This window comes from Simkaniaceae bacterium (assembly GCA_021734805.1).
GTDB lineage: Bacteria > Chlamydiota > Chlamydiia > Chlamydiales > JACRBE01 > Amphritriteisimkania.
Genome location: JAIPIG010000001.1, coordinates 54,115 through 66,503 on the forward strand (window position 1 = coordinate 54,115; position 12,389 = coordinate 66,503).

The following is a 12,389-nucleotide window of genomic DNA, read 5'->3' on the forward strand; positions in this document are numbered from 1 at the left end:
ACTGATGATCTTATATATCGAAACTCCAATAGATTAATTTAAGCCAAAGCTTATTTTCTTCGTTTTTTACGGAAACGCTTTCGGGGGGTAAAAAAAGAAGGCGGTTGTCTCATTTCTTCATAGGCCGTTTTCCAAGCAGACCACATCGGTTGCAGATCGCGGTTGATGCGTGCTCTTAAGTTCAAGAATTTTAATCCGAGAGTAAATGAAGGAGATCCGGGAATACGATAGTGGATTTTAGCATCCGATTTAAGGGGGACAAGGCGATACTGTAGTGAAATTAGATAGAGAACTTCTCCTTTTATTTTTCTTGAGAGCTGAAAAAAGGGATGAAAACAGGTGTCGATTAACGATTTTGCGACCGTTTGGATTTGTCCTGAATGGGGTGGTTTTGGTTTTTCCATCAGTTGCGTTTTAATGTGAGAATCGACAAGAGGGAAAATTAAGCAAGCAATTAAAATAGAGCGATCGATCTTAATTTGAGGGTGCGATTTGATCATCGAATCAATTTCATCTAAATAACGATAAATCAGATGATTTGGATCGTGCTCAAAGAAAGAAGAGAGCTCCGGAAGTAACTGTTGCAAGAGGCCCCAGTCTGACATTAAACGGATAAATTTTGAGGCTGCTCCGGAATGGAGCATGCGCATAATTTCTTCTAAAATACGTGCTTGAGAGCTTTTTAAAATTTCTTGTCGGCATTCTAAAAAGTCGATTTTCATCTTTTCATCAATTTGCAGATCGAATCGAGCCAAAAATTTAAGCAGGCGAATCATGCGGACGGGATCTTGTTTAAACCGAATATAGGGCTCGCCGATCACTTCGAGCTTTTTCATTTGAAAATCTTCAAAACCACCAACATAATCAATAATAGTTTCTGAAGTGGGGTCAAAAAAAAGACCGTTGATTTTAAAATCGCGTCGCAGGACATCTTCTTCCGGGGTACCCCAAGTATTATCCTGGATAATGAGATTTTCACCCTCAGTGTTCCCACTTCTAAACGTGGCCACCTCAATAATTTTAGCTTTAAAGCGAATATGAGCGAGTCGAAAACGACGTCCGATTAAAAGGCATCGGCCTTTAAATAAGGCTTTGATTTCTTCCGGTCTTGCTGAGGTTGAAATATCGAAGTCTTTTGGCGTATGTCCTAGAAGAAGGTCTCGAATGCTTCCTCCAACAAGGTAAGAGGTGTATCCCGCTTTTTGAAGGGTTATGATAACGTATAGTGCATCGGGATCAATTTGGTTGAGAGAAATACCGTGTTGTTTTTTAGTGTATATTTTTGGAAGCACGCCGTGTCATAAGTTGGGTTTTTTTGAGTAGTTTAATCGATTTAGGACTTTTAACCTATGAAAATTCTAGGCTAAAAAAAATCGATGCGGCATGATTTTGTGTCTACGTGGTATTGGAATGATACGTAAACAACCCGGGTCTTGAGTTTATTTAATTCATTATCAGGTTCTTAGAGTTGATTTTGCAGCTTTTTGAGTACAATAGCGCTGAAAGAGGGATAAACAAGTGGAATTTTCAAAAAAAAAAGTATTTAATGGGGCATTGCTTGTCGGTGGAACAGCCATCGGAGCCGGGATGCTTGCCCTGCCGATCGCGACGGCTCAAGCCGGGTTTTTACCTGCCGTGTGCATCTATGTTTTATGCTGGTTGTTTAGTTTAATTACGGGACTGCTCTTGCTTGAGGTCGCTTTGACGATGCCCAAAGATACCAATATTCTTTCTCTTTCCCGGCATTATCTCGGGCCTGTCGGAAAAGTCATTGCCTTATTGCTCTATCTGTTTCTCTTCTATAGCTTGACGATTGCTTATGTAACGGGCGGCGGCGGCGTCCTAAATACTTTTTTCTTTAGCAGTTCCCATGCTTTTTTGGGCATTTTATGCTTTACACTCCTCTTTGGGGGATTTGTTCTAGCCGGTCACAATGCGATACATAAGATTAACTTAGTGTTGATGATTGCTCTCGCTGTGACATATTGCGCCTTTATTACTTTGGGTATTGATAAAATTAAATTAACGAATTTGAAAGTGATTGATTTTAAATATGCAGCGCCTGCGCTTCCTATTTTATTTACAACATTTAGTTATCAGGGGGTCGTTCCAAGCCTTCTTTCGTATTGCGGAAAAAATCGAGAGATGGCCAGAAAATCCATTATCATTGGAAGCACGATTCCTTTTGTGATTTATGTGATTTGGGATCTCGTGTTCAAAGGAATTATTCCTTTAGAAGGAGAGCATGGTCTTTTACATGCAAAACAAGTAGGTGCTATTGCTATCGAGCCGCTTCAATATTTTTTACCCCATGCCCCTTTGATCTTTATAGGCGGGGCTTTTGCTTTCTTTGCGATGACCACATCATTTTTAGGCGTAACCATGGGGCTAGTTGACTTTTTTCTAGATGGGTTTAAAGCTAAAAGTACACTATCTAGTCGAGCGCTTATGGCTCTTCTCGTCTTTGTGCCTCCTGTCATTATCAGTACGACAAATCCCACGATTTTCTTTGCTGCCCTCAATTACGCGGGAGGAATTGGCTGTGTGTTGCTCTTAGGGATGTTGCCGACTCTCATGGTATGGATAAAGCGCTATTCTAAAAGGCACCGGCAAGAGGTGCATGGAGAAGTACCGGGAGGACGTCTTTTATTTGCCTTGTTAATTATCTTTATGATCTTTGAAGTGGGGCTTACCCTCGCTTGACCTCTGTTCATAGAGAGGATTTTTTTAAGATTGAAGCGTTGATTTCTAAAAAAGCGTCCTTCCAATAGTAGCGATCGAGAAGATGTTGATGAGGGCGCTTTGTAATGAGATGAGCGGCATAGAGGGCTTCAATTGAGGCGAGACCGCGCTCGGGGTCGATACATCCCGTTTGCTTGCGGGGATAGCTCGTTTTGAGTCCACTTGGCAAGCTTCTTTTAATGAGATGAGGGTTTTTTTGTAGGGTTATCTTTTCCATAACGGCTGCGTATTTCCATGTTCCGTCAATGAGAAATAAATCATCCAATTGGTCGGATTCGCTCAGGATGGGAGCATCTAAAGTCAATAAAATGACCGGTTTTTCAAACACGGGAATGTGTTTGGGATAGGTTAAAAAAATGAGCCCGGGTGTTTGCTCTAGCCCGGATAAAGTGCATTTTCTAAGATTTTCTTTGCAATGTCTTAATATAAATGTTGAAATAGTTTATACCTTTTTATGTTTAACTCATCTTCGGAAAGTCGAGTTTATAGACATTTAACCGGAAATTGATGTATACCGAAATGAGTTGAAGAATTGGAATTTTAGCAAAGAGGGCGTTTCGAATTTTTATCAGGCTTTAGCCGGCATAATTTTTTGAACCTATTGAAGATAGCTCAAAAAATTATGGATAAAAAGTCGAAGATGCCGGCGAAGATAAAAACCGATTCTTCAATTTATTTCGGTATATGAATCTGAGTTGTCATTATCCCGTAATAATACATGAACGATAGGCTTTTTTCTATGATAGAATTTTTGATTGATCGCAAATGCTTGGCAAGGCGACGAGAAATCTTTTTTTTAATGGTGTGCGCGCTTCTTTGTGCCCAAAGAATCGGTGTGGCAATGCCGAATTCTTTGCCCCTGACTTATGAATATGATAAGGGATTTGAGTTGATGAAAGCGTATCAAAAACCTGCCCTATTATGCTTTCTCTCAACAGATGAATGCCCATGGAGTAAACGCCTTTTTGATGAGGTTTTCAATCAGCCTGCTTTCTATGAGCTTGTGGGGAATGAATTTATTTTTGTTATAGCTGATTTTGCCTCGATAAAACAACAGTCCAAAAGGGAAATCGAAACAAATTATGCATTGAAAGAGCAATTTCAAATCGATTCTTTTCCTACGCTTGTCATGCTCAATTCAGAAGGGGAAGAGATTAAACGATTGAGCTTTCCCTCTAAAGGAAGAGATGAATTTGCTGAGAAACTAAAGTGGGTATATGAAGAATATTTATCCTTAGTTGATCTCAAAGATCGCTTGTTAACAAAGCCGGTGATGGAAGATTTAATCAAAGCTTATCAAAGAGCGTTATCTCTGAATACCCCAATACTCATTCAACATTTTTTAGATGCGGGATTGAAGCAGAAGAAAAATGGTTTTTTCTTAGTTGAAAAGTATACGGCATATATCCAAGAAGGAAAAAGGGATTCGGAAGAAGCAATTAAACTAAGACGAAAAATTTTACGTCTCAAAGGGGATGAGCTCGCTAATGCAAAAATGCGCATTGCAATTCTCGATTTTCAAGTGCTACATGAGAGCAAACCTAATCATGCCATTGCAATGATCAATAGGGTTTTAAAAGATCAAAAGATTTCTCAAGAGAGGCTGTGTCAACTCAATCAGCTTCTTGCTGAACACTTCATCGGAGAAAAAGAGTTCTTAACGGCGCGCCGATTCGCTGAAAAATTACAGCATTCGGATTCTGCCATGACGCGTCATGATGGAAATGAGTTAATTCGCTACATTGAAGAGCAAAAAAAACCACAGAAACACTAGATACTCACACTAGATGTCCGAAATGGGCTGATAAGGCTCGGGGAAATCCCATGCGGATGTTTTCATGAGCGTTTTAGGGATTTCAAAGAGAAATCGAGAGGGATTTGAGGGTTGCGGTTTTCCATAGCGCGTTCTTGCTCGAGACATGCTAATGGTGAGAAATTGTTTAGCGCGCGTCATGGCAACATAGAGAAGACGCCGCTCTTCTTCCACTCCGGTTTGGAGAAGACTTTTTTCATGCGGGATAAGATGATCTTCTACCCCAAGGATAAAGCAGGCATCAAATTCCAAGCCTTTGGCGCTGTGAAAGGTGAGTAGATTGAGCCGATCATCATTATCCCTGTGATTGCGCTTATAGTCTTTGACATCTAGGATAATGTCATGAACGAAATCATGAAGAGAGGCGTTTTCTTGACTCTCTTCATAATCTTTAAGGAGTCGGATCAGTTGATCGACATTATTTTCTCTAAATTCAGCTGCTTTTTCCGATTTAACTTCGTCTTTTACCGTTTGTTTGTATTGAATGAGATCAACAAGATCTTTGAGCGACTGATGGAGTGGTTGAGTTTCAAAGCGAGTCTTCATATCATTCATTAACGAGATAAAAGTTTGAATGGCTTTTAAGGCTCTTGGATTTAAAAAAGAAAGGGTGATTTTTTCTTGTGCTAAATCAGAAAGCAGAGACCAAAGGGGGATCTTTTCTTTTCGATTGTATTGTGTGAGTTGGTCAATCGTTTGAGTCGAAATCCCTCTGCGCGGATAATTAATAATGCGAAGAAGCGCCTCTTGATCTTGAGGGTTTTCAATGACTCTCAAATAGGCAAAGAGATCTTTGATTTCTGCACGGGTGTAAAATTCGCTTCCTTCTGCGATTTTATAGGGGATGCCCCGCTTAAATTCTCCTGTATCGGTTTTCCATGGAGTGTTCATCAATGCGAGCTCAAGGGGGCGTGTTAAAATATTTGAGCGGTATAAAATGGCCATATCTTTCCATTTCATATTGAAATCTTTTCTCAAAATAAGGAGCCTTGAAATAATTCCTTCGGCTTCTTTCTGTTCATCCGGGGCATGAAAGATATGAATCATTTCCGTTTCAGATCGATGACACCACATTGTCTTATCATGGCGTAGTTGGTTATTGCGGATTACTTGGTTGGCGGCATCGAGGATCATGCGTGTAGAGCGGTAATTTTGTTCGAGTTTGATTAAAATATCATATTCAAATTCGAGAATGTGCTTGACTTCTGCCCCTCGCCACCCATAAATCGACTGATCATCATCCCCCACAACACATAAATTCCGGTGGTGTTTAGAGAGGAGGGACGCAATCTCGTACTGAGCAGGATTTGTGTCTTGATATTCATCAATCATAATATAACGATAACGATCTTGATATTTTGCTAAAATCTCAGGATGTTGTTTGAAGAGTTCTGCAGTGAGCTCAATGAGCCCATCAAAATCGACCGCATTATAGGCTCTCAAAGTCATTTTAAAATCTTTGGCAATCGCTTCAAACGTCTTATTTTTATCGTCGACTTCCTTGCCCTGCATCACTTTTTTGACATTGCCCATTAAATCTTCTGAAACAGGGAGGGGTTCATCTTCCTTTTCATATTGTTTACAAATTTGGGTCATGAGCCTTCGGATATCGCGCTCATCGTAAATACTAAATTTATCGGTATAGCCAAGGTGGTGGATTTCTTTTTTTAATAGATGAAAGCAAAAGCTATGAAAGGTGCACAGATGGATTTTTTCCGCTTGCTTAGCGGGGATAAATCGCTTCATGCGGCTTTTCATTTCCCCTGCAGCTTTATTTGTAAATGTCAATCCAAGAATACAAGTGGGATCAATGCCACAATTTTGGATTAGGTGAACCATTCTACAGATCAATACGGAGGTTTTCCCCGATCCCGCTCCGGCAAGAATGAGAATACGCCCTTCTGTTGAAGTGACCGCGCGATACTGTTCTTGATTGAGTTGAATAAGATGTTTACTCATATGGGACGCACTCAAATTGGCTGTTATTTCTTGCGAATGGTATTAGCTTCTAATTGTGAAAGGGCTGTTGTTATATCTTGGGTAAAATAGGTCCAATCCATCTGTTTTTTGGAAAGGATGGGGCGTATATTGAGTTCAAGTGTGCTTGGGAGTGAAGCTCTTTTATGTCGAAAAATTTCTCTAATTTTGCGTTTAAAAGCATTTCTTTCAGGGGCAGATCCAAATTTTTTTGTGACTGTGATCCCCAAACGAGCAGATGATGGGTTTCCATGTTGATAGTGGATACAGCAATATTTAGAAAAAAAACGTTTTCCTTGGAATGAAACTCTTTTAAATTCCGAGCGTTTTAAAAGGCGATGTGATTTTAGATATGAAAAGTCCAAGGAGCAATTTACGGGTTTTAAGTGAAATAAAAGACCCATATATCGAAATAAATGGGCCTGAAATAATATGAATAGCTCGCGGAGCTTCTCCCCATTAGGTTCGGGTTAGTGCCCTTTGAAAAGCACTGCTGCGATTTATCTCGCCTCAGTTGGGTAAAAAGCTTAAGCGGTCAATTTTTTTCTGCCGTGACGGCGTCTTCTATTGATCACATTGCGGCCATTTGCCGTCTTCATTTTAACTCGAAAGCCGTTAGTCGACTTGCGCTTTTTTTTGCTTGGTTGGTATGTTCTTTTCATTGTCAAACCTCATTGTAGATGACGCAAATGATAACAACTGATTTGATAATCATCAAGCGCTTTATCTCGACTTTGTAACTTATTTTGGGCCTGAAGGCCTCGAAGTATTTGTTCTCTAGGGAGAGATTAATCACTCTCGAGATAAATAAAATATAGATTGTCAAAATTTTTAAAGAAACATAAGATCAAAAACTCAAAAATTTTAATGAAAAAAAAGTAAAATTATGAATTATTTTATAAAGTTTTTTTTAATTGCGCTCTTCTTTAATCCGATCTTCATGTTTTTAAATGCAGATGAAAAGTTTAGTATTATTATTCCGTCATTTAATAATGAGAAATACTGCCGATGGAATTTGACGAGTGCTTTAAACCAAAACCACGCCAACTATAAAATTATTTATATTAATGATGCGTCAAGTGATAGAACTCAAGAGATTGTGGAAGAGTTGAAAAAGACTCATCCTAAAGGACATCTCATTACTTTAGTTAATAATACAAAAAATTGTGGCGCTTTAGAAAATATTTATCATGCCGTCTACGACCATACGGATGATAACGATGTTATTTTATTGCTTGATGGGGATGATGCGCTCTCTTCTCCCTATGTTCTGAAAAAGCTCGAAGAGGTCTATTCAAGAAGACCTATTTGGCTCACTTTTGGGCAATTTCGAGAACGCAATTCAGGGAGTATGGGATTTGTCAGGAAAATCCCCTATTCTAGGTTGAAACAGCAAAAGCTTAGATCATTTCCTCATGGAGCAAGTCATCTTAAAACATTTAAATCATGGCTGTTTAAGCAAATTAAAAAAGAAGATTTGCTTTATCAAGGAAATTTTTATGCTATGTCGTGGGATTTAGCGATTATGTTTCCGATGCTTGAAATGGCTGCCGAACACCATTATCAATTTGTTGATCAAGTTTTATATATCTACAATGATGCCAATCCGATCAGCGATCATCAAAAATCGAAGGAATTACAAAGAAAACTTGATTTAGAGATTAGATCTAAAAAACCGTATTCGCCCATTAACGGTATACACCGCCCGTAATTCAAGGGAGTTTTTTTAAACTTGGATTGTTTTTTATTCCCTTCTCTACTATGATACATATCCACATCATTATCTATGATTTGCTTTGATTGAAGCATTCTTTCCATAGCAGAGAAAGAGATTAAAGAAATAAATATTAAATAATGGTGTATAGTACTCAAAACGAGGTAATTATGCGAGTTAAAGCTTCTGTTAAAGCTGATCCTCTTAAGGGAGATAAAATTGTAAGAAGACGTGGACGAGTCTACGTCATTAACAAAAAAGACCCTAATCGCAAACAAAGGCAAAAAGGACCAGCAAGAAAAAAATAACACTTTAGGAAAGTATGGCAAGATCATCACAATTTGAAAAAGAGAAAAAGCGTCAGAAACTCATAAATAGCTATTATGAAAAGCGCCAAGCTCTAAAAAAAATCATTAGCAGTCCTTATTCAACTGAAGAAGAGAAAAAAGAGGCTATGATTAAGCTCAATAAGCTCCCACGCAACTCATCTCCAATCAGAGCGAGAAACCGTTGTTCGATGACAGGACGTCCTAGAGGGTATTTGAGAAAATTTAAAATCTCACGTCTTTGCTTTAGAGAGTTTGCTAATTCCGGACTGATTCCGGGTATGTATAAAGCTAGCTGGTAGGCATTAGCTTAAGAGTCAAAAAAAGCCGATATTTTTATCGGCTTTTTTTTTATCAAAGATTAGAGCGAAGTCGGCTTTTCGGTATAAAGCTATAGCTCGGGTTTTAATGTCTCTAAAATATTTTCTTTTGTCGATAAGACAACCCATTCCGTCATTGAGTCATTCCAGATATACGAATCATTTTGAATATGCCCGGCCTCATATGCATCTTTAAATAATTGAAAGCTAAGCGGTCCAATTTGTTGATGGCTTTGATCGAGATAGTACCAATCCATATGAGGAAAAGGGGGCTCAGGGGATTTTGGCGTCAGATCTAAAGGGATTTGATCCATTATATCCTCTTTTTTGACAACCCGCGGCAAGAAGGTCAAAATGAGTGGGGCTAATATACCGAATAAAAAGCCTAATCCAAACCAAAAATAGGGGTCTCTATTTTTTTTAATTGCAAATCTCGAAGTGAGATAGGCGATAAAGAGCAATAAGGGCATTAGAATATAAGGTGATGCGATCATAAAAGCCTCCTTCCCAATTTTGTGAGAAATGTGAGTTAAGGATACCACTATACTAAAATGAAACTTTATTTCATAATTGATAAAGTCAAATAGAGAGGATAATAGCCTCTCTAAATATGAGGCGGATATATATGAAAAATGAAGATCAACTATCACAACTTTCTAAGAAAGATCAAATGAGTTTTACGGAGATCGATCCTAAAGAGCTCAATTATGCCGATACTGTTTTTGTTCGGGATATTGAGACGCGTGTATTTCAGGCAATTACAATCAAATGTCTTTCCAATATTGAAGGGATCTCTCTTCTTGAAGGGAATCTTTTTGATAATTTGCTTGGCCGTGAGGGAGTCGAGCGCGTTAAAGGGATTTATGTCGAACAAGACTCAAAAAGTCATTCGGTTAATCTCAAAATCGAGCTTAATATTGCTTATGGAATTTCAATTCCTCAAAAATCAGAGGAAATTCAATCTAAACTCGTTGATGATATCGTTAAATTAACGGGGTTGCATGTGGCAAGTGTGCACATTATCTTTAAGAATCTACTGCCTGAAGAGGATTTAGAAAATCTTCTTGCAGAAAAGATGAAAGATAATGCAACAGATGAAAAAGAAGTGAGTGAAGAGACCCTTAACGAATACTCAGAGGAATTTTAATCTATTTAGGAAGAAAGCTCTTTATGAGGTTGTCTTATTACCTATCATCAATGCTGCACTTGTTTGTTGTATTGAGTACTTTTTGTCTGTCGGCATTATTCATAGCGCTCTCATTTGCGCCCCAATTGAGATTCTTTTGTTATGAGTTTCTCAGTGAAAGAGCAGATGATTTGACTTATATTGGGACAGCTATTGGAGTTTACGGCCTGCTTCTGTTACTCGTTTTTAGTTTTTTGTATCGCAAAAGCTATATCACCTTAAAGATGAAGGCCTGTGAGATCAAAATTGACGAGAGTCTGATCAAATCGTATGTTCAAGAATACTGGAGAAAGGCTCTTCAAAATCCCAAAGCACAGATTCAAATTGTTATTCATGCAGATAGTCATATTGAAGTAGTGGCTCCTCTAGAGGATGTTGATTTTCAAGATGATCAGATGATTCTCCAACTTGAAAGAGAGCTGGGACAGCTCCTAGCGCAGCGTTTAGGGTATCAGAAAAAGTTCCTTCTAACGCTTGGTCATTAATCACTAACGATATTGAGGGCTTTTTTGATGTTTTTGGCATCTGTTTGGGAGATGCCTTTAACTTGTGTGATTTCTTCTAGCGAGGCCCTTTGGATTGCTTTCACAGATCCGAAATGGGTTAAGAGAAGGGCTCGTTTTTTTGGGCCTATTCCTTCAATAGTATCAAGCGAGCTCGAGATTAATGATTTGCTTTTTTGTTTTCGGTAGTAGTTGATCGCCATGTCATGTGCGTCATCGCGTATGTTCTGTAGGAAAAATTGAAGAGGGGATTTAAGGGGGAGAGAAATTGGGTTGTCGTGAAGCGTTGTGAAAATGCGCTCAGCAGATAATCCCTTATCATGGCGCGCTTCTTCTTTAGCAAAAGCAATTAAATCACAGACAACAATATTTAAATCGCTCAGTATTTTTTTAGCTAAATTGAGTTGTCCCTTGCCTCCGTCTAAGATAATGAGATTGGGCAGATGATCCTCTTTTTTTCCACGAGAAAGGCGCCTTTCAAGTGTTTCCTTCATAGAATAGTAATCTTCAGATTTTTCGGCATGTTTGATTTTATAGAGGCGGGACTCGTTTTTGCTTTTTTTCCCATTGATAAAGACGGCCATACTCGCAACGGGGTTTTCCATTGACATATGGGAAGTGTCAAAGCATTCAATGCGTGAAGGGAAATGACTCAGCTGACAAACTTCTTGGAGTTGCATTAAAAGTTCTTGTGCTTCTTGTTCTTTTTTAGTGTGACTTTCTAAAAAGGCAGATGCATTTTTTTCTGCCATTGCAATGAGATTTTTCTTTTCCCCTTTTCGAGGGGTCACTAACTTGGGTTTTTCATGTCCCATTTCTTCAAGAATTTCAGCAATGGCATGGTGAAGAGGCATGGGGGTAAAGATTTGTGGGGGGAGTGTGAGCGTTGCATAGTGTTGCAAAATAAATGTGGTTAATACTTCATCATCCGTTTGGAGTGTAGAAGGGATATAAAAGCATCTTGAGTCGGTAAATCGTCCCGATCGAATAAGGATTTTGGCAATGCAAGCTTCTCCCATTTCTTTACGTACGATAGCAAGGACATCCGTATCATCAATGTCAAACCGCGTTGTATAGCGATGGTGCTCAATGACCTGTTTTAGAGCTTTAATTTGTTCGTGAATGAGAGCTGCTTTTTCAAATTCAAGGGCATTGGCATATTGTTTGCGCTTTTTTTCTAAATCACTCACAAGAGAGAGATCACTGCCTTTTAAAAAACGGACGATATGAGTCACGAGTTCAGCGTATTCTTCGTGGGTGCATAGATTAACACAAGGTGCCATACAGCGCTTCATGTCATAGAGAAGGCAAGGGCGCGCTCTCGATTTTAATTCTCGATCGGAGCATTGACGCAAAGGGAAAGCGCGAAGGAGCGTCTCATACGTTTGTCTGGCAGCAAATCCGCTGGTATAAGGGCCAAAATAAAGCCCCTTTTCTTTAGGTTTGCCTTTAAATCGGAGCATTTGGAGCATCGGCCATTGATCATTTGGGTTGATCATGAGGCTGATGTAAGTTTTATCATCTTTTAGAAGGACATTATATTTAGGCTTATGTTGTTTGATGAGACTATTTTCTAAAAGAAGCGCTTCCTTTTCAGATAGAGTAATAATTGTTTCGATGTGGGCAATTTGCGCAATGAGATAGGGGATCATCTGGCGCGTATCGCGGCCCTCTTGGAAATATTGCGAGATGCGTGTCTTTAAATTTTTAGCTTTCCCGACATATAATACGGCGCCTTTTTTATTGCGCATGAGATAGACACCGGGTTCTTTAGGGAAATGGGCTGTTTTCCAATTAAAATCGGCCAT

At 39.0% G+C, this 12,389-nt stretch carries 14 protein-coding genes; 7 read left to right on the forward strand and 7 right to left on the reverse strand.

Going from position 1 to position 12,389, the window contains the following annotated elements; translation table 11 throughout:
* Positions 1 to 50: 50 nt before the first annotated feature.
* A complete protein-coding gene (pcnB, locus tag K9M07_00295) occupies positions 51 to 1,292 on the reverse strand; it encodes a polynucleotide adenylyltransferase PcnB (protein ID MCF7851662.1) in 1,242 nt (413 codons plus the stop codon).
* A 226-nt stretch (positions 1,293 to 1,518) separates the two neighbouring features.
* Between pcnB and K9M07_00300 the strand changes: the two genes are divergently transcribed.
* On the forward strand, positions 1,519 to 2,703 hold the full coding sequence (locus K9M07_00300; protein ID MCF7851663.1) for a tyrosine transporter: 1,185 nt from the start codon (positions 1,519 to 1,521) through the stop codon (positions 2,701 to 2,703).
* A gap of 7 nt (positions 2,704 to 2,710) precedes the next feature.
* On the opposite strand, the gene K9M07_00305 is transcribed toward K9M07_00300, so the two are convergent.
* Positions 2,711 to 3,181 (reverse strand): hypothetical protein, encoded by a 471-nt coding sequence (locus K9M07_00305; protein ID MCF7851664.1) that lies wholly within the window; start codon positions 3,179 to 3,181, stop codon positions 2,711 to 2,713.
* Positions 3,182 to 3,481: 300 nt separating this feature from the next.
* On the opposite strand from K9M07_00305, the gene K9M07_00310 reads away from it, so the two are divergent.
* Complete coding sequence (locus K9M07_00310) at positions 3,482 to 4,516, forward strand: thioredoxin family protein (GenBank protein MCF7851665.1); 1,035 nt, start codon at positions 3,482 to 3,484, stop codon at positions 4,514 to 4,516.
* A 9-nt stretch (positions 4,517 to 4,525) separates the two neighbouring features.
* Here K9M07_00310 and K9M07_00315 read toward each other — a convergent pair whose 3' ends face one another.
* The 3 genes from K9M07_00315 to rpmH form a co-directional block, all read right to left on the reverse strand.
* The gene (locus K9M07_00315; protein MCF7851666.1) at positions 4,526 to 6,514 is read right to left on the reverse strand and encodes a UvrD-helicase domain-containing protein; all 1,989 of its coding nucleotides are present in this window, start codon (positions 6,512 to 6,514) and stop codon (positions 4,526 to 4,528) included.
* Positions 6,515 to 6,537: 23 nt separating this feature from the next.
* Complete coding sequence (rnpA, locus tag K9M07_00320) at positions 6,538 to 6,897, reverse strand: ribonuclease P protein component (protein ID MCF7851667.1); 360 nt, start codon at positions 6,895 to 6,897, stop codon at positions 6,538 to 6,540.
* Between the two features lie 162 nt (positions 6,898 to 7,059).
* On the reverse strand, positions 7,060 to 7,194 hold the full coding sequence (gene rpmH / locus K9M07_00325) for a 50S ribosomal protein L34 (GenBank protein MCF7851668.1): 135 nt from the start codon (positions 7,192 to 7,194) through the stop codon (positions 7,060 to 7,062).
* A 224-nt stretch (positions 7,195 to 7,418) separates the two neighbouring features.
* Here rpmH and K9M07_00330 point away from each other — a divergent pair, with 224 nt between their 5' ends.
* From K9M07_00330 to rpsN, 3 genes are all read left to right on the forward strand, one after another.
* Entirely contained in the window at positions 7,419 to 8,243 is an 825-nt protein-coding gene (locus tag K9M07_00330; protein MCF7851669.1) for a glycosyltransferase, read from the forward strand.
* Positions 8,244 to 8,416: 173 nt separating this feature from the next.
* Positions 8,417 to 8,554, forward strand: coding sequence for a 50S ribosomal protein L36 (gene rpmJ, locus K9M07_00335; GenBank protein ID MCF7851670.1), 138 nt, complete (start codon positions 8,417 to 8,419; stop codon positions 8,552 to 8,554).
* Between the two features lie 14 nt (positions 8,555 to 8,568).
* The gene (gene rpsN, locus K9M07_00340) at positions 8,569 to 8,874 is read left to right on the forward strand and encodes a 30S ribosomal protein S14 (GenBank protein ID MCF7851671.1); all 306 of its coding nucleotides are present in this window, start codon (positions 8,569 to 8,571) and stop codon (positions 8,872 to 8,874) included.
* An 89-nt stretch (positions 8,875 to 8,963) separates the two neighbouring features.
* Here the strand turns inward: rpsN and K9M07_00345 are convergent, their stop codons facing one another.
* Entirely contained in the window at positions 8,964 to 9,386 is a 423-nt protein-coding gene (locus K9M07_00345; protein ID MCF7851672.1) for a GYF domain-containing protein, read from the reverse strand.
* A gap of 131 nt (positions 9,387 to 9,517) precedes the next feature.
* Between K9M07_00345 and K9M07_00350 the strand changes: the two genes are divergently transcribed.
* The gene (locus K9M07_00350) at positions 9,518 to 10,039 is read left to right on the forward strand and encodes an Asp23/Gls24 family envelope stress response protein (protein ID MCF7851673.1); all 522 of its coding nucleotides are present in this window, start codon (positions 9,518 to 9,520) and stop codon (positions 10,037 to 10,039) included.
* 23 nt (positions 10,040 to 10,062) lie between these two features.
* Positions 10,063 to 10,563, forward strand: a complete 501-nt coding sequence (locus K9M07_00355) for a hypothetical protein (GenBank protein ID MCF7851674.1) — start codon at positions 10,063 to 10,065, stop codon at positions 10,561 to 10,563.
* Here K9M07_00355 and uvrC read toward each other — a convergent pair.
* A complete protein-coding gene (gene uvrC, locus K9M07_00360; GenBank protein MCF7851675.1) occupies positions 10,560 to 12,389 on the reverse strand; it encodes an excinuclease ABC subunit UvrC in 1,830 nt (609 codons plus the stop codon). The two genes, K9M07_00355 and uvrC, sit on opposite strands and share 4 nt — an antisense overlap.